The sequence below is a fragment of the Pseudomonas sp. A214 genome (genome assembly GCF_900156295.1).
Lineage (GTDB): Bacteria > Pseudomonadota > Gammaproteobacteria > Pseudomonadales > Pseudomonadaceae > Aquipseudomonas > Aquipseudomonas rhizophila.
This window is the reverse complement of the sequence record NZ_LT707062.1, coordinates 2049338-2066776: the sequence shown is the minus strand read 5'-3', so window position 1 is coordinate 2066776 and position 17439 is coordinate 2049338. Positions and strand designations below refer to the sequence as shown.

12 protein-coding genes are annotated in these 17439 nt (G+C 60.0%); 5 read left to right on the top strand and 7 right to left on the bottom strand.

The features are described 5' to 3' along the window. Positions 1-18: 18 nt before the first annotated feature. Positions 19-2394: a hypothetical protein gene (locus BW979_RS09265; RefSeq protein ID WP_231990614.1), complete on the bottom strand. Its 2376-nt coding sequence runs from the start codon at positions 2392-2394 to the stop codon at positions 19-21. Positions 2395-3282: 888 nt separating this feature from the next. Between BW979_RS09265 and BW979_RS09260 the strand changes: the two genes are divergently transcribed. Both BW979_RS09260 and BW979_RS09255 read left to right on the top strand, forming a co-directional pair. Continuing rightward, positions 3283-3648 (top strand): DUF6124 family protein, encoded by a 366-nt coding sequence (locus BW979_RS09260; protein ID WP_076383671.1) that lies wholly within the window; start codon positions 3283-3285, stop codon positions 3646-3648. Positions 3649-3773: 125 nt separating this feature from the next. Then, a complete protein-coding gene (locus tag BW979_RS09255; RefSeq protein WP_231990620.1) occupies positions 3774-5141 on the top strand; it encodes a Fic family protein in 1368 nt (455 codons plus the stop codon). A 52-nt stretch (positions 5142-5193) separates the two neighbouring features. Here BW979_RS09255 and BW979_RS27775 read toward each other — a convergent pair whose 3' ends face one another. Then, positions 5194-8460 (bottom strand): hypothetical protein, encoded by a 3267-nt coding sequence (locus BW979_RS27775; protein ID WP_231990613.1) that lies wholly within the window; start codon positions 8458-8460, stop codon positions 5194-5196. 383 nt (positions 8461-8843) lie between these two features. On the opposite strand from BW979_RS27775, the gene BW979_RS09245 reads away from it, so the two are divergent. Beyond that, the gene (locus BW979_RS09245) at positions 8844-9209 is read left to right on the top strand and encodes a DUF6124 family protein (protein ID WP_076383670.1); all 366 of its coding nucleotides are present in this window, start codon (positions 8844-8846) and stop codon (positions 9207-9209) included. 233 nt (positions 9210-9442) lie between these two features. Here BW979_RS09245 and BW979_RS09240 read toward each other — a convergent pair whose 3' ends face one another. Further along, positions 9443-9802, bottom strand: a complete 360-nt coding sequence (locus BW979_RS09240) for a PilZ domain-containing protein (RefSeq protein WP_047227105.1) — start codon at positions 9800-9802, stop codon at positions 9443-9445. Between the two features lie 294 nt (positions 9803-10096). After that, the gene (locus BW979_RS09235) at positions 10097-10471 is read right to left on the bottom strand and encodes a tetratricopeptide repeat protein (protein WP_047227106.1); all 375 of its coding nucleotides are present in this window, start codon (positions 10469-10471) and stop codon (positions 10097-10099) included. A gap of 355 nt (positions 10472-10826) precedes the next feature. Here BW979_RS09235 and pyk point away from each other — a divergent pair, with 355 nt between their 5' ends. After that, complete coding sequence (pyk, locus tag BW979_RS09230; protein ID WP_047227107.1) at positions 10827-12278, top strand: pyruvate kinase; 1452 nt, start codon at positions 10827-10829, stop codon at positions 12276-12278. A gap of 211 nt (positions 12279-12489) precedes the next feature. Here the strand turns inward: pyk and BW979_RS09225 are convergent, their stop codons facing one another. Genes BW979_RS09225 through BW979_RS09215 form a run of 3 tightly spaced genes read right to left on the bottom strand, consistent with a single transcriptional unit; the run spans position 12490 to position 15302 of the window. Next, positions 12490-13239, bottom strand: a complete 750-nt coding sequence (locus BW979_RS09225; protein ID WP_076383669.1) for an enoyl-CoA hydratase-related protein — start codon at positions 13237-13239, stop codon at positions 12490-12492. Positions 13240-13267: 28 nt separating this feature from the next. Continuing rightward, positions 13268-14203, bottom strand: a complete 936-nt coding sequence (locus BW979_RS09220) for an iron-sulfur-binding ferredoxin reductase (protein WP_076383668.1) — start codon at positions 14201-14203, stop codon at positions 13268-13270. Beyond that, positions 14196-15302, bottom strand: a complete 1107-nt coding sequence (locus BW979_RS09215) for a GGDEF domain-containing protein (RefSeq protein ID WP_047227128.1) — start codon at positions 15300-15302, stop codon at positions 14196-14198. The genes BW979_RS09220 and BW979_RS09215 overlap by 8 nt, the downstream gene beginning before the upstream one ends. 467 nt (positions 15303-15769) lie before the next feature. Between BW979_RS09215 and BW979_RS09210 the strand changes: the two genes are divergently transcribed. Next, on the top strand, positions 15770-17293 hold the full coding sequence (locus BW979_RS09210; RefSeq protein WP_047227110.1) for a fumarate hydratase: 1524 nt from the start codon (positions 15770-15772) through the stop codon (positions 17291-17293). Positions 17294-17439: the final 146 nt, after the last annotated feature.

Sequence of the window (17439 nt, the reverse complement as noted above, 5' to 3'; positions counted from 1 at the left end):
GACAGGTTTCATGACCGTCTATCGGGAGTTGGGCGCCTGGTTAGGGCTGCTGGGCGGCTGGACTTCAAAGCGCCCGCTCTCGATCCAATCGGAGGCCGTCGCGCCGTCTGCCGTGTCGGTGATGGTCTGCCTGAACCGGCACCAGTGGCCGCCAGCGGCCAGCGATTGCGACGCCCCGCCCTGCCAACCACCCGCTTCGACGTTGAGATCCGAAGCCCAGACCTGATCCGGATTGAACCAGCTCACCACTTGCCCAACACCTGGTCTTCCCTCGCCTTCGAAGCGAACCGGGTTGTCGACCCAACCTCCGACCACGGGCACGTCGATGGAAGGCTGATAGGTGCCCAGTACCACCGACCGCGCCGGCGAATCGGCGGAATCAAAACCCTCGCTCGACGCCACGGCCATCAGGCCGTAGAGGCCGCCGGGTTGATCGAACTCCACCGTCACCGACCAGGTGCGATCCTCCAGCACCGGGCTACTGCCCAGCACCGCATGCGTGGCGTCTCCCAGTTTTACCGTCACGGTATCGCCCGGCACACCGAAACCCGACACCACCACACGCCGGCCGATGGGCTCGTCGGTGGCCGGGGTTTCAATGAACGGGGCAGCAGGCACGACGTTGAAGGTCAGCGGCGCAGTGTCCTTGGAGGGCCGACCTTCGAAGCGTTGCCGGGCCACAATCGTGGTTTCGCCTACCGGTAGGGTCACGTCAGCACTCCAGCCATCGGCGCCCACAAAAACATCTTCGATCAACGGCTCGCTTGCACCCTGGAGCCAGATATCAACCCACCCGCCCTGCATGCCTGTGCCAGACAACGTCATGCTGCGCGGCAGGTTGCCGCCCGGCTGCGGCACGTCAAACTCCGGTGGCAACACCACCACCTCGAACCTCAGGGTTTCACTGCGCTCGGACGGCTCCCCACGCAGGGTCTGTTGCGCGTCGATGGTGTAGGGACGAAACTCCAGCACGGGCAACTCGACGGACCATTCGCCGTCGGCGGTCAGCACTTTGGGTTCGCCCAGCTCCGTTTGAAATTGCGCGTCACGCACTTGCATCGACGCCTCGGCCATGCCGTCACGCCCACGGACGGTCAGCACGCGACCGACCTCGGCACTGGGAGCGGGATACGTGATCACCGGTTTGCGCATGGGTGTGGCAACCGTGAAGGTCCTTTGCGCTGGCGGTGAGGGTTGCTGGGCGGCGGTCTGGATCAGGGTCGCGGTGTGGGTGACCTCGGGGGCAAACGGCTCGGTGCGCCGGAAACTCCAGGTGCCATTGTTGTTCTCGACGGGGTGTTCGGTGGCGCTGTCACTGAATGTGAGTGTCAGCACCGCCTCCGGCCAGCAAGTGCCACTGAGGTTGGGCGAGAGACCATTTTCCACGGGCACGTTCATGACCGGTGCCAGCGGTGGGATGGTGACCTCGATTTCCTGCCAGGTTGGCGATTCCTGACCATCCTTGAATTGTCTGATTTTAACCTGGCGCTCGAACGTCGGCCCCCACTCCGCCGAGGCGGGGCTCGACCACACACCGCCGGACACCGTCCTTTCGGGGGCCGCTGGTGAGTCGTCGGGATTCAGAATCTTCACCGTCGCACCGTTGAAACCTTTACCCGAGAACACGGGCCGGTAGACCGGTGTGTAGGTGATATCGGTCGGGTCTGGAAGTCTCAGGTTGACCGGGAACGTGTACGGCTGCGAGTCAATCCAGCCATTGTCACCGTCGGGAAACCGCTGGACAGCCTTCACGCTGTAAGAACCAAATGGCCAATTTGTTGCGGTTGTGTTCCAGCTGCCTCCGTTCACCGGCACAGGGCCTGGCGCTGGGGCATCAGGCCCGCTGACGACCGTGATCTGGACGGTTGAACCGGTGTAGCCGCTGCCTTCGAACTTCACCGAGGTGTCTGTCGGCGTGGTGACGGTGACGGCGGTCAACTTGGGGGGGCGCACTTTAAACGCCTGGGCAGTGCTCAGTCCCGACGGGATGGTCTGATAGGTTTGCTCCGCCACCAACGAAATCGTCCCTGGCCGCACTTGCACGTCGACATTCCAGGAACCGTTCGCCTCTACCCTGCCTGGAGGACCGACCGGATCACCGATGACATCGAGCCGTACTTCGACGCTGGCGCCCGGCCTCCCGTGTGTTCCGTATACAGTGAAACCCATCTCTTGAATGGCGGTGGACGCGGTGATGACCGGTGGCCCCATCACTTCGAAAGATAAGTAATTGGTGTAACTGAGAACCGGGCTGCTCTGCACTTTGTATTCGGCCCGCACAGTATAAGTTTTACTGGACAATGGCACCGATGGCCTGACTTCCCATGTTGTCTCTGGCCCTACGGCAGTCATCGAAGCCAATTCAGTTGTGCCGTCGAGTACTCTGATGCCCATGCCGGGATCAATCGGAGTTTCACCCGGAAAGCAAACCCCTCCGAAAACAACCTGAGCGGGATTCAAAAAACCGGCCGATTGGGGCTTGGTGAGGGTGGTTGGACGCCTGACAACGGTCTTTGGCCGCGTTATTCCATGTGCAGTTTGGGCGGCGACGTACCTTAAGTCCGACTCGTTTCGCATGGCGGCGTGCACCGTCCAGCTACCGTCACTATTGACATCGTAACCCGCGCCCAGGCTCTCGGCCGTGCTGGCATCCAGAATCATTACGCCAATGCCGGGTCTGGCGCCGACACCTGAAACAAGAAATGTTGATTCTGGGATATAACCCGACGGAGACAAGATTTGAAACGCAGGATCATGAGTCTCCATGTCCTGTGTGTTTTCGCCAGACTCGTCGTTTTCAGTATCGTCGTCAGTGTCCATGACGCACTCCGTAGTTTCTGGTTAACAGGCTGGCGATATGACTAGTTCGGTCATGGGCTCATTGAATATCCATCTCGCGAATCTAAACACCTGTTAGTTCTGACAGTACCGACGAGTGGCGGGGGAGCCGGCGCCAGAAAATACGGGTGACTACAGCGCCTTGCGCAACGGACTACAGATCCGCCAGAATCCGCCGGCTTGTGCGCCTTGGCCTTGCCCCGTAATTTGATTCGTGTCGCTGACAACCAGCGATCGGGTTTAGTCGCCCGGCGGTTCGACACGATGTGCACAAGCGTCATCTCGAGGGGTTTTCCCTATCCCATACTTGATGGTGGCTGTACGCAGGGCGCCCTCGGGCGCGCCGGATTTCGTGTCTCCGCCGGTCGACTAACCTGCGTCCAGCCGCCTCCCTTCATTCGTTTAGTCGCGAGCCGGGTGGCGGCCCCACTACGGAGACCGATCATGATCAAGCCAACACCCAATCCCCCGAAAACCGATTCACAACCCGCTCACAAAACCCTCGACACCAAAAAGCTCGACAAAGCCGCGCAAAAAGCCCTGGACCACTACCTCAAGCCCAACGCGGACAAACCGGACAAACCCGAACGACAACTCGACTACTTCATCGTCGCCCCCGACGCCGACCCCGAAGGCATGCTCGCCCACACCTACGAAACCTTCTGCTCGGTAAGCACGCTGATTCTGGATTTATCGGAAGATCTGGAAGGCGCCCCACGCAACCTGGCCCTGGCGATTCACCAGATGGGCGAGATGGGCGTGTTGTTGCTGGAGAAGTTGCTGGATAACGAGACGAAGGTTCAGCGCTAAGGCAGCTCTGAAGCTGCCGAAGGCTCGGGCCGCGTTCGGACGATCTTTCGTTCAGGACTCAATCGTCTGGAAAAAGATCGCAGCCTCGTTGCACTCGGCAGCTCCAAGTGTCCCAATTGGGGAACGTGCTGATTAAACAATCTTGGGTTTCCGCACAAAAATCCGCAAAAGCACCGGAAATCATCTATCGTACGACATCACTAAACCAAGCAAATACGGGCGCTATCAGCCGTTTTATTTTCCGCAGAAATTTCCGCAGAAATCACCAAACAAATAGCCGTTTGTGTTCTCTGGAAGCAAAAAAAATGATTATCTCGAAAACGTACCTTGACCCAGTACTGCCAGAAAACCTGCCCGACTCGATCATTCAGGCCGCCGATCAGTTGCCGCGTAAGGCAGAATTTCTTGCCGGACGGCTCGCCGATGAGACATCGAAGCAATTGGCGGGCCTGTTGCGCATCACCAATACCTACTACTCGAATCTGATCGAAGGGCATCGAACTGAGATCGCTGACCTGCAGGCTGCGCGCACAATACCGAAACGAGAAAGAAAGGAGCTCAAAGAGCTTGCCGTGCAACACATGACGCAGCAGGAGGTGATGGAGCGGGTGCTTCGAATGCGCCCAACAGATAGCTTCTGCGCTATGTTCGATCCCAAGTTGATCGCGACCATCCATCGTCGGCTGTTCAAGGACGCTTCAATCGAGGAACTGACCTTAGGCGATGGTCGTATGATGGAAGCAGGCAGATTGCGGGCAGAAGAGAATGAGCAAGTCCAGGTTGGCGCACATGTCGCTCCAGCTGCCGCAGCTGTATTGCCCATGCTTGAGCATCTGCAACAGCATTACGGACGAATAAAGGATCCGCGGCGCCAATTGATCGCTGCCCTGGCAGCCCATCACCGAGTGGCGCTTGTCCACCCCTTCCTTGATGGTAATGGTCGAGTGATTCGGATGCTCACCCATCTGCAACTTGTTCACCTTGGGCTAAAACCTTTCCTCTGGTCACTGTCTCGTGGCCTGGCTCGCCGGCAAGATGAGTACTATCGCTTCCTGGCCTTGGCTGATCGCCCTCGCGAGGGTGACTATGACGGGCGCGGACAACTCTCACAGCGTCACTACTTCAACTTCATCGAGTTCATGCTCGATGTCTGCCACGACCAGATTGAATACATGACGACGTCGCTAAACCCAGCCAGGCTGCGCGAGCAGGTTGTTCATGTGTTTTCAACCGATCCCGACCTTCGCCGTGCCGGTATCAGACCCACCAGTGCAGCTGCGGTGTTGGCTCTTCTCACCCAAGGTGCGATGCCGCGTGCAGAGTTCAAGGTGTTCACGGGTTTGAAGGATCGGCTTGCAACGGAAGAACTGGGCCGCTTGATCGAAGCGGGGATAGTGGTCAGCAGTACCCCCAAATCCCGCACGGTAGAAGTGGGTCTGCCTGCACGCTTCGCCGGATTGATCTTTGCGAACCTGCATTTCCAAATGGGTTGAGTTGTGGCGGTGACTCAATGTGTTGCTGCTGGATAACGAGACCGCCTGGCAACTAATGAGGCCGAACCTCAAAGCGCCCGCTCTCGACCCAATCGGAGGCCGTCGCGCCGTCTGCCGTGTCGGTGATGATCTGCCTGAACCGGCACCAGTGGCCGCCAGCGGCCAGCGATTGCGATGCCCCTCCCTGCCAACCACCCGCTTCGACGTTGAGATCCGAAGCCCAGACTTGATCCGGATTGAACCAGCTCACCACTCGCCCAACACCCGGTCTTCCCTCGCCTTCGAAGCGAACCGGGTTGTCGACCCAACCTCCAGTCACGGGCACGTCGATGGAAGGTTGATAGGTGCCCAGCACCACCGACCGCACCGGCGAATCGGCGGAATCAAAACCCTCGCTCGACGCCACGGCCATCAGGCCGTAGAGGCCGCCGGGTAGATCGAACTCCACCGTCACCGACCAGGTGCGATCCTCCAGCACCGGGCTACTGCCCAGCACCGCATGCGTGGCGTCACCCAGTTTTACCGTCACGGTATCGCCCGGCACACCGAAACCCGACACCACCACACGCCGGCCGATGGGCTCGTCGGTGGCCGGGGTTTCAATGAACGGGGCTGCAGGCACGACGTTGAAGGTCAGCGGCGCAGTGTCCTTGGAGGGCCGACCTTCGAAGCGTTGCCGGGCCACAATCGTGGTTTCGCCTACCGGCAGGGTCACGTCAGCGCTCCAGCCGTCGGCGCCCACAAAAACATCTTCGATCAACGGCTCACTTGCGCCCTGGAGCCAGATATCAACCCGACCGCCCTGCATGCCTTTGCCAGACAACGTCATGCTGCGCGGCAGGTTGCCGCCCGGCTGCGGCACGTCAAACTCCGGTGGCAACACCACCACCTCGAACCTCAGGGTTTCACTGCGCTCGGACGGCTCCCCACGCAGGGTCTGTTGCGCGTCGATGGTGTAGGGACGAAACTCCAGCACGGGCAGCTCGACGGACCATTCGCCGTCGGCGGTCAGCACTTTGGGTTCGCCCAGCTCCGTTTGAAATTGCGCGTCACGCACTTGCATCGACGCCTCGGCCATGCCGTCACGCCCACGGACGGTCAGCACGCGACCGACCTCGGCACTGGGAGCGGGATACGTGATCACCGGTTTGCGCATGGGTGTGGCAACCGTGAAGGTCCTTTGCGCTGGCGGTGAGGGTTGCTGGGCGGCGGTCTGGATCAGGGTCGCGGTGTGGGTGACCTCGGGGGCAAACGGCTCGGTGCGCCGGAAACTCCAGGTGCCATTGTTGTTCTCGACGGGGTGTTCGGTGGCGCTGTCACTGAATGTGAGTGTCAGCACCGCCTCCGGCCAGCAGGTGCCACTGAGGTTGGGCGAGAGACCATTTTCCACGGGCACGTGCATGACCGGTGCCAGCGGTGGGATGGTGACCTCGATTTCCTGCCAGGTTGGCGATTCCTGACCATCCTTGAATTGTCTGATTTTAACCTGGCGCTTGAACGTCGGCCCCCACTCCGCTGAGGCGGGGCTCGACCACACACCGCCGGACACCGTTCTTTCGGGGGCCGCTGGGGAGTCGTCGGGATTCAGAATCTTCACCGTCGCACCGTTGAAACCTTTACCCGAGAACACGGGCCGGTAGACCGGTGTGTAGGTGATATCGGTCGGGTCTGGAAGTCTCAGGTTGACCGGGAACGTGTACGGCTGCGAGTCAATCCAGCCATTGTCACCGTCGGGAAACCGCTGGACAGCCTTCACGCTGTAAGAACCAAATGGCCAATTTGTTGCGGTTGTGTTCCAGCTGCCTCCATTCACCGGTACAGGGCCCGGCGCAGGGGCATCGGGCCCGCTGACGACCGTGATCTGGACGGTTGAACCGGTGTAGCCGCTGCCTTCGAACTTCACCGAGGTGTCCGTCGGCGTGGTGACGGTGACGTCGGTCAACTTGGGGGGGCGCACTTTAAACGCCTGGGCAGTGCTCAGTCCCGACGGGACGGTTTGATAGGTTTGTTCCGCCACCAACGAAATCGTCCCTGGCGGTACTTCAACCCTGGCATTCCAGGAGCCATTCGACGCTACTGTGCCTTGGCCGACCGGTCTACCGATAACATCGAGCCTCACTTCGACGCTGGCGCCCTCTATTCCATCTCTTCCATATACCGTGAAACTCATCTCCTTATTGGCTGTGGACCGGGTGATGCTCGGTTTACCCAAAACAGTGAAGGAACGGTGTTCCTCGGTATATCTAATGGGTCCGCTCCCCGACTGATAGGCAGCCTGTGCTAACCAGGGTCCATTGGCCAGGAGCTTGCCCCGGGCCTCCCACGTTTTCTCGGTGTTGACGGAGACTCTTTCAGACAGCTCAGTGCCGGCGTTAGGGAAAACCGCCCAAATTTGATTGCCTGGAGCTCCTCGCCCCTTGAAGACAAGCTCGTCGGCGCGCACGATGGCGTTCGCTGCGGGCTCTGTCAGTGTCGTCGAGGCCCGGTAAATGGTCTTCTGATTCGATTTAGCGGATGTCGCGGTATCTACTTTTTGTATCGCGTAATAGGTCAGAGTATCCAACCCGCTCGGCATGTCGAATATGGCGGTCCAGCTACCATCGATCTTGATTTCGGCAGCACGCAAAAGACCATCGCCGTCAGCATTATGAACAGTGATCCAGCCGGCACCATGTATGCCACCGTACCCTGTAACAGTGATTGATGCCGTGGCGATCTCACCCGACGGGCCTGTGATGGTAGGAGCGCTGGGCACAAACCTATAGGTTTTATCAGCATAGATATGAGGATCGTCCCCGAGGTATATGTCATACACGTACTCAAACCATACCTCTACTAAACGGGCATTTCCCTGCACCTCTAAAGTCGCGTTTATTTCATGCCATTTCCCGTCTTGAATCCCGTTATCGCTAGTTAGCTCGCGCCAACCCGTATCGGCTGCCGACTTAAGTTTGATGTAAACATTACCCTTGTTACGACCGTTATCTTTCGCGCTGTATTTCGGCCTCGTCAATTGAAAAGACCTGCCGTCTGCCGACCATGCATACAAGGCAGTAAAATTCGCCCAAAGAGAACCACCAATCGCCTCTAGAAACACTTCTCCCGTTAAGGAACCAGGAAATGACACATCCTCGGAATCAGGAGCATCGTCAATGTGACTGACCGCCCCCTCGTTATCATCTCCCTGCGAAGCATCTTTTGGCTCGCTTTCTTCTAAGTCGTCGCCAGCGCCCATGACTAACTCCTCAACTATTAACTGAAGCAAAAAAAGGCACTGGTTAGAAACGCCAAGAGCCTTCTTAAGCGCAGTAAATGCCAAATCAGGTTACCTAAACACCTGTTAGTTCTGACAGTACCGACGAGTGGCGGGGGCCCCGGTGCAAGAAAATTCGGGTGACTACAGCGCCTTGCGCAACGGACTACAGATCCGCCAGAATCCGCCGGCTTGTGCGCCTTGGCCTTGCCCCGTAATTTGATTCGCGTCGCTGACAACCAGCGATCGGGTTTAGTCGCCCGGTAATGAAGTGATGTGCACAAGCGTCATCCAGTCGGGCTCCCCTATCCCCGCACTTGATGGTGGCTGTTCGCAGGGCGCTCTCGGGCGCGCCGGTTTCACTTCTCACCGGTCGACTAACCTGCGTCCAGCCGCCACCCATCGTTTAGTCGCGAACCGGGTGGCAGCGCTATCAAAGAGAAGTGAATATGATCAAGCCAACTCCCAATCCCCCGAAAACCGATTCACAACCCGCTCACAAAACCCTCGACACCAAAAAGCTCGACGAAGCCGCGCAAAAAGCCCTGGACCACTACCTCAAGCCCAACGCGGACAAACCGGACAAACCCGAACGACAACTCGACTACTTCATCGTCGCCCCCGACGCCGACCCCGAAGGCATGCTCGCCCACACCTACGAAACCTTCTGCTCGGTAAGCACGCTGATTCTGGATTTATCGGAAGACCTGGAAGGCGCCCCACGCAACCTGGCCCTGGCGATTCACCAGATGGGCGAGATGGGCGTGTTGTTGCTGGAGAAGTTGCTGGATAACGAGACGAAGGTTCAACGCTGAAGGTTAAGCCGACTGAATAATGTCGTAGATGCGATGAAGAACCTGTGGGAGCGAGCCTGCTCGCGATGGCGTACTTGAGATCGCTATCGCGAGCAGGCTCGCTCCCACACTGGGTCAGTCGGCACATTCAGCATTGATGCAAGCTGATCCACCGTTTTCGTGAACAAGCCCGCTCCCACAAGTTGGATTGAGGCAACCCCGCAAAAGTCAGGCCGATTCCTGCAGAGGCGGTTTCAAGCCGACTCCGGCAACGGATGAAAACTGAAATACTGCTGCAACGCACTCACCAATTGCCCGTACTCCGGCGGCGCCCACTTGAGGCTGAAACCGGCGTCGAAATGCTGCGGCGTCACATCTTCGTGGCACCACAGGCAACTGGCCTTCAATTCGATGTCCATCTGCGGTCCGTCATCGCTAGGGATCTTGAGATGCAGATTAAAGTCCGCGCCGACCATCAGCGGCAAATGGCTGATCAGCATCAGGCCATCCTCAGAGACGTTGCCCAGAAAGCCGATGGGCTTGTCGTTCATACCGTTGAACACGCGCAGGAAATACGGCAGCTGATGCCGCTCGATTCGCCTCTTTTTGTACATGTCCTGTATCGCTTTTTGAACGCCCCTCTACCAGGGGCTATCGATACTTCGGAACGGGCACGAACAGGCCCGCTCTCCCCGATCCCGGTGCCAGACGCTTGCAAGCGCCTTGGCTCTACTTCTGCCGGTCACAGGTGCCTCTTGAATTAGAGACCTGGCTCTAATCACTTCTTGTACAAAATATAGCTCAAGGTTTGGCGACAGCCAGCCCCGGGACGATAGTTTCATCCTGTGCAATCGTACAAGGTGGGGGTGGCCAGGCATTGCCCCTGGCCATGATATTGACGGACGGTATCAGAGCGCGGTGGGGCGGATTACCGGGGCGCTGCGGAGCGGGTAATGACCCAGGCTCTGCAAGGTTTCCAGCCGGGCCCGGGCGCGGAAGGCGTATTCGCTGTTAGGGTATTGGGTCATGATGAACTGGTAGGTTTGCGCCGCATCGACAAACAGCTTCTGTCGTTCCAGGCATTGGCCGCGCATCATCGAGACTTCCGGCTGCATGTAGCGCCGGGCACGGCTGGCGCGGTCGACCTTGGACAACTCGAGCATCACCTGCTCGCAATTGCCCCGCTCGTAAGCCTTGTAGGCCAGGTTCATGTGGTGGTTCATCGACCAACGGGTGCAGCCCGTGATGCTCAGGGCCAGGGCAACAAAAAGCACGAATCGCATGGGAGGTTCTCCTGTCTTGAGCTCTGTATCGACCTGGGTGGGGAAATCTTCAACCCGAAAACGCAGCTTGGCAGTGCTCTTGTGGCGAGGGGATTTATCCCCGCTGGGCTGCGCAGCAGCCCCCAAGCCAGCCACCTGGGTGTGTCAGGTTAATGTGCATCTGCCATCTTGGGGCTGCTTCGCAGCCCAGCGGGGATAAATCCCCTCGCCACAGAAGGAATGTGAAGCCGTAGAGGCGCAAAAATTTTCAGGAATGTTCATTTCGAAAAGAAACGAAAAAGTAGTGCATATGAACAATGACTACACCCAAAGAGCATAGTAGCCTTCGCTGGCGCTTGAACCTGAGGAGTCTTGCATGTCCGTCCGTCGCACCAAAATCGTCGCTACCCTTGGCCCGGCCAGTAACTCGCCGGAAGTTCTCGAACAGCTGATTCTGGCTGGCCTGGACGTTGCCCGTCTGAATTTCTCTCACGGCACCCCCGACGAGCACAAGGCTCGTGCCAAGCTGGTGCGTGACCTTGCTGCCAAGCATGGCCGTTTTGTCGCCCTGCTGGGTGACCTGCAAGGCCCGAAGATCCGTATCGCCAAATTCGCCAACAAGCGCATCGAGTTGAAGATTGGTGACACTTTCACCTTCTCCACCAGCCATCCGCTGACCGAAGGCAACCAGCAGGTGGTCGGTATCGACTACCCGGACCTGGTCAAGGATTGCGGCGTGGGCGACGAGCTGCTGCTCGACGACGGTCGCGTGGTGATGCGGGTCGACACCGCCACGGCCACCGAACTGAACTGCACCGTGACCATCGGCGGCCCGCTGTCGGACCACAAAGGCATCAACCGTCGTGGCGGTGGCCTGACGGCGCCGGCCCTGACCGAAAAAGACAAGGCCGACATCAAGCTGGCCGCGGAAATGGAAGTCGACTACCTGGCCGTGTCCTTCCCCCGCGACGCTGCTGACATGGAATACGCCCGTCAACTGCGCGACGAAGCCGGCGGCACCGCCTGGCTGGTGGCCAAGATCGAACGCGCCGAAGCCGTGGCCGACGACGAAACCCTCGACGGCCTGATCAAAGCTTCCGATGCCGTGATGGTGGCCCGTGGCGACCTGGGCGTGGAAATCGGTGACGCGGAGCTGGTGGGCATCCAGAAGAAGATCATTCTGCATGCACGCCGTCACAACAAAGCGGTGATCGTCGCGACCCAGATGATGGAGTCGATGATCCAGAACCCGATGCCGACCCGCGCCGAAGTGTCCGACGTAGCCAACGCCGTGCTCGACTACACCGACGCCGTGATGCTCTCGGCCGAAAGCGCCGCCGGCCTCTACCCGCTTGAAGCGGTGCAGGCCATGGCACGCATCTGCATCGGCGCTGAAAAGCACCCCACCAGCAAGACCTCCAGCCACCGGATCGGCAAGACCTTCGAGCGCTGCGACGAGAGTATCGCCCTGGCGACGATGTACACCGCCAACCACTTCCCGGGCGTGAAGGCGATCATCGCCCTGACCGAAAGTGGCTACACGCCGCTGATCATGTCGCGCATCCGCTCCTCGGTGCCGATCTACGCGTTCTCCCCGCACCGCGAAACCCAGGCTCGCGCGGCCATGTTCCGTGGTGTCTACACCGTGCCATTCGACCCGGCCGCCCTGCAACCGGGCGAAGTCAGCCAGGCGGCGGTGGATGAACTGGTCAAGCGCGGCGTGGTGCAAACCGGCGACTGGGTCATCCTGACCAAGGGCGACAGCTACCACACCATCGGCGGCACCAACGGGATGAAAATCCTGCACGTTGGCGACCCGATGGTCTGAGTGACCGGTTGCTGAAAACAAAAGCCCTACCATGTGAATGGTGGGGCTTTTTGGTTTTTGCCATCTGAAAAAGGTGTTGCCTGGGCTGACGCTATCGCGAGCAGGCTCGCTCCCACAGGGGATCGGTGGTGTGAATGAATCATGCGTCCAACACAAAACTCCATGTGGGAGCGAGCCTGCTCGCGATAGCGCCAGCCCATGCGCTACAAAACTAATGCCTGTTGATAAACTCCGACAGCGCCGCCACCGCCTCTGGCGAGCGCAGTCGCTGGGTGAACAGCCTGCCCTCCTCTTCGATCACGGCGCGCAGTTGTTCCCGATCCGGGGCCTTCATCAGTTGTTTGCTGATGCGCACCGCTTCAGCCGGCAGCGATTCGAAGCGCAGTGCCACGTCCCGCGCCTTGGCCAACGCCGCCTCGCCACTGTCCAGCGCCTCGGTGGCGATGCCCCAGGCTGCCGCCTGTTCGCCGCTCAAGCCCTCGCCCAACAGCAGCAACTGCGCAGCCCTGGCCTGGCCGAGCAGCCTCGGCAGAATCAGGCTGGAGCCGAATTCCGGGCACAATCCCAGGCTGACGAACGGCGTTCGCAGCCGCGCGTCCCGGCTGACGTAGACCAGGTCGCAATGCAACAGCAACGTGGTGCCGATGCCTACCGCCGGCCCGGCCACGGCGGCGATCACCGGTTTGCGGCAATCGAGCAGGCTGAGCATGAATTCGAATACCGGGTTGTCGAGATCGGCCGGCGGCTGTTCGAGAAAGTCGACAATATCGTTGCCGGCGGTGAAGCAGTCATGGGACCCGCAGATCAGCACCGCACTGATCTGCGGGTCGGCGTCAGCCATCGCCAGGGCTTGGGCCAATTGGCTGTACATGGCCCGGGTCAGGGCGTTTTTCTTTTCCGGGCGATTGAGGCGCAGGGTCAACAGGCCGCGTTCGCGCTCAAGCAGCAGGGTATCGGTCATGGTCGGTCTCGCGTCTGAAGATCAGCGCTCAACCACGGGTCAGGAAGACATCGGCCAGCAGTTGATTACGCGGCAGGCCAGCCAGGTAGAGGCGCTTGGCAAAGGCCTCGACCCGGTCGGGATGGCCGCAGAGTAAGGCCTGGGTTTGCCGGGAAACAAGCCGCAGTTGCGCCAACGCAGACGGCGCCTCGGCCGTGGTCAGCAGCTCCACGGTGAGGTGTTGATGCTTGGCCGCCAGCGCTGCCAGGGGTTTGGCCAGATAGTGCCCGGCGGCATCATGGGCTACGTGAATAAGACGAATGGTGCCTTGGTGATGCTGATGCAGGGCTGAGCGCAAAAGACCGAACAACGGTGCCAGGCCAGTGCCGGCCGCCAGTAGCCACAGCGGCTTATCGTGCCACTCGGGATCGTAATGCAGGGCGCCGCCGCGCAATTCACCGAGAAAAATCGGGTCGCCCACTTTCATCTGTCGCGCCGCATTGATGAACTGGCCGGGCTCGCGGCAATCGAGATGAAACTCCAGGAAGCGGTCTTCTTCGGGCAGGCTCGCCAGGGAATACGGCCGGGCGACATCGCCGGCCCACAACACCAGGTGCTGGCCCGCCCGATAACGCAGCGCCCGCTCAGGAATAATGCGCAAGCGCAGCACGTCGGGGCTCAGCCAATCCGCGGCGGTCACCTGGGCGGCACGGCCGTCGCGTTGCGGGTCAAAGGTGTGGATCTGCACATCCTCGATCACCTGGCACTGACACGCCAGCCGCCAGCCTTGCTCGCGCTGCGCGGGGCTCAAGGCGTCGGGCCGACTGTCGCGCACGTCACCGTTCACGCACTGCACCAGACACGCATGGCAGCTGCCGGCGCGACAACTGTAGGGCACGGCCACGCCGCCCTGATTCAACGTGTCCAACAGATTGCTGCCCGCCGCCACCGTCCACTGCCGGTCGGCGACTTTTACTTCAGGCATCGACATTCTCCCAGGCAGCGGCGCACTGATTGCGGCCGTCTCGCTTGGCACGGTACAAGGCCTGGTCGGCGCGCTGCAATGCGTTGTCCAGGTCGTCGCCGGTCTCCAGCATCGTCATGCCCACCGACAGGCTGAGGGAGCCGATCTGCAAGCCGATCAACTCGACTTCAGTAAATGCCAGGCGCAGCCGCTCGCAACAGGCCGTCAGCCGCGAGGGGTCGCAGGCCGGCAGCAGCATGACGAACTCTTCGCCACCGTAACGGGCCAGCACATCACCTTCGCGCAGGCAGGCCGTGGCGATGCTGGCGAACGCCTGAAGCACCTGATCACCGGCGGCGTGGCCGTGCAGGTCATTGATGCGTTTGAAATGGTCGAGGTCGATCAGGGCCAGGCCATGCGCAACATTGGGCCGGAGTGTGTTGAGCTCACGGGACGCCAGGCGCAGGAAGTGCCGGCGGTTGAATAAGCCGGTCAGTTCATCCGTGGCCACCAGATCTTCGAGCTGACGCATCATGCCGCGCAGGGTGTCCTGATGTGCCTGCAAGGCAAACCGCCGCTGACGCATGCGTTGGCGCGAGTTCTGTACGTAACTGGCATAGAGCACCAGCCACACCAGCACGATAAATAGCACGCACACCTGTAACGCGGCCAGCGTGGGGTCAGGAAGCCTGAAGAAGTAACCGTCCCAGAGGGTAATGGCGGTGAAACTGAAAAACACCAGCATCGCGCAGCGCACGAAAGCCCGACGGGACAAGTGGAACAGCCCGAACAGCAGGATCAGCACATAGAACACCAGGAACACGCCCCGAGCCTGGTCCAGATGCGCCATCATCCAGGTCTGCCAGCCCAGGCCGATCAGTACCTGTATTTCAGTAAGACTGGGGTCGGCGAACCGCAGATTGCGGTCGGTGATAAACAGCGCGAACAGCCCTGCCTGGCACAACACCACCAACACGCTGCCGATGATGACATCGCGCAACGAATCGAGGTAATGACCACTGAAATATGCCAACCACAACAACACCAGTGCCAGCGCGTAAGTCGCGGCCGCCAAGGCGAAGCGTTTCAGCAAAAGACGTTGAATGGCGTTATGGGTCAATCGTTGACTCACCATGGGAAAGGAACTGACAGGAGGCGTCCTACGCTACAGGCCAGACGCCACTTTAGTGGCGTGCAGGGCAAATGACCATTCAATTCTGGAGCAGAAAAATGGCGTCAAAGCAATGGCCTAAATTGACGCAGTTGTTCGAGACTGGCTGGTCCTCTTGTGGTGAGGGGATTTATCCCCGTTGGGCTGCGAAGCAGCCCGAAAATGACTGAAGGCAAACAACCTGACACACCGAGGTGACTGACTTTCAGGGCTGCTGCGCAGCCCAGCGGGGATAAATCCCCTCGCCACAAAGGCAGCTCGCTCCCACAGGGTGCTCGCCTGCGATATACTGCCGCGCCTTTTTAGTGTCGCGCCAGCATGCCCGGCGTGCCTTAAGAGGTGCCGTCCGTCGACCGATGCCCCCAAACGGACGGCACCTTATTGAATGTTCCCGTCTTTAGAGAGGAGCGCGACTCATGACCGTGATCAAGCAAGATGACCTGATTCAGAGCGTTGCCGACGCCCTGCAGTTCATTTCCTACTACCACCCCGTGGATTTCATCCAGGCGATGCACGAAGCCTACCTGCGCGAAGAATCGCCAGCGGCCCGTGACTCCATGGCGCAGATCCTGATCAACTCGCGCATGTGCGCCACCGGCCATCGGCCGATCTGCCAGGACACCGGCATCGTGACCGTGTTCGTGCGCGTGGGCATGGACGTGCGTTGGGATGGCGCGACCATGAGCCTGGACGACATGATCAACGAGGGCGTGCGTCGCGCCTACAACCTGCCGGAAAACGTCCTGCGCGCGTCGATCCTCGCCGACCCGGCTGGTGCGCGTAAAAACACCAAGGACAACACCCCCGCGGTGATCCACTACTCCATCGTTCCGGGTAACACCGTGGAAGTGGACGTGGCGGCCAAGGGCGGCGGTTCCGAGAACAAGTCCAAGATGGCCATGCTCAACCCGTCCGACTCCATCGTGGACTGGGTATTGAAAACCGTACCGACCATGGGCGCCGGCTGGTGCCCACCGGGCATGCTGGGTATCGGCATCGGCGGCACTGCGGAAAAAGCCGCCGTCATGGCCAAGGAAGTGTTGATGGAGTCCATCGACATTCACGAACTCAAGGCCCGCGGCCCGCAGAACCGCATCGAAGAGATGCGCCTGGAGCTGTTCGAGAAGGTCAACCAACTGGGCATCGGCGCCCAGGGCCTGGGTGGCCTGACCACCGTGCTCGACGTGAAGATCATGGACTACCCGACCCACGCCGCGTCCCTGCCGGTGTGCATGATCCCCAACTGCGCCGCCACCCGCCACGCCCACTTCGTGCTGGACGGCACCGGCCCGGCGTCGCTGGAGGCACCACCGTTGGACGCTTACCCGGAAATCGTCTGGGAAGCCGGTCCATCGGCGCGCCGCGTGAACCTCGACACCCTGACACCTGAAGACGTGCAGAGCTGGAAACCGGGCGAAACCGTCCTGCTCAACGGCAAGATGCTCACCGGTCGCGACGCGGCGCACAAGCGCATGGTCGAGATGCTGAACAAGGGTGAAACCTTGCCGGTGGACCTCAAGGGCCGCTTCATCTACTACGTCGGCCCGGTCGACCCGGTAGGCGACGAAGTGGTAGGCCCAGCCGGCCCGACCACCGCCACGCGGATGGACAAGTTCACCCGCCAGATCCTCGAGCAGACCGGCCTGCTGGGTATGATCGGCAAGTCCGAACGCGGCCCGACCGCTATCGAAGCGATCAGGGACAACAAGGCGGTCTACCTGATGGCCGTCGGCGGCGCCGCTTACCTGGTGGCTCAGGCGATCAAAAAGTCCAAGGTTCTGGCGTTCGCCGAACTGGGGATGGAAGCGATCTACGAGTTCGAGGTCAAGGACATGCCCGTGACCGTTGCGGTCGATAGCAAAGGCGAGTCGGTACACATCACCGGCCCGGCGATCTGGCAGAAGAAAATCAGCGACAGCCTGGCGGTAGAAGTACAGTAACACGCACGTTGACGCCGTAAAAAAGGCCGGTGGGCGACAAACCCACCGGCCTTTTTTTATCAGCAAAAAACCTGTGGGAGCGAGCCTGCTCGCGATAGCGGTGGGTCAGCTTGCATCCATGTTGGATGTGCCTCAGTCATCGCGAG

What these genes read in the sequence shown, in the direction of transcription:
- BW979_RS09210 (WP_047227110.1), top strand. Translation starts at nt 15,770, where the DNA reads ATGACCGTGATCAAGCAAGATGACCTGATTCAGAGCGTTGCCGACGCC.
- pyk (WP_047227107.1), top strand. Translation starts at nt 10,827, where the DNA reads ATGTCCGTCCGTCGCACCAAAATCGTCGCTACCCTTGGCCCGGCCAGT.
- BW979_RS09260 (WP_076383671.1), top strand. Translation starts at nt 3,283, where the DNA reads ATGATCAAGCCAACACCCAATCCCCCGAAAACCGATTCACAACCCGCT.
- BW979_RS09245 (WP_076383670.1), top strand. Translation starts at nt 8,844, where the DNA reads ATGATCAAGCCAACTCCCAATCCCCCGAAAACCGATTCACAACCCGCT.
- BW979_RS09240 (WP_047227105.1), bottom strand. Translation starts at nt 9,802, where the DNA reads ATGTACAAAAAGAGGCGAATCGAGCGGCATCAGCTGCCGTATTTCCTG.
- BW979_RS09225 (WP_076383669.1), bottom strand. Translation starts at nt 13,239, where the DNA reads ATGACCGATACCCTGCTGCTTGAGCGCGAACGCGGCCTGTTGACCCTG.
- BW979_RS09265 (WP_231990614.1), bottom strand. Translation starts at nt 2,394, where the DNA reads ATGGGCATCAGAGTACTCGACGGCACAACTGAATTGGCTTCGATGACT.
- BW979_RS09235 (WP_047227106.1), bottom strand. Translation starts at nt 10,471, where the DNA reads ATGCGATTCGTGCTTTTTGTTGCCCTGGCCCTGAGCATCACGGGCTGC.
- BW979_RS09220 (WP_076383668.1), bottom strand. Translation starts at nt 14,203, where the DNA reads ATGCCTGAAGTAAAAGTCGCCGACCGGCAGTGGACGGTGGCGGCGGGC.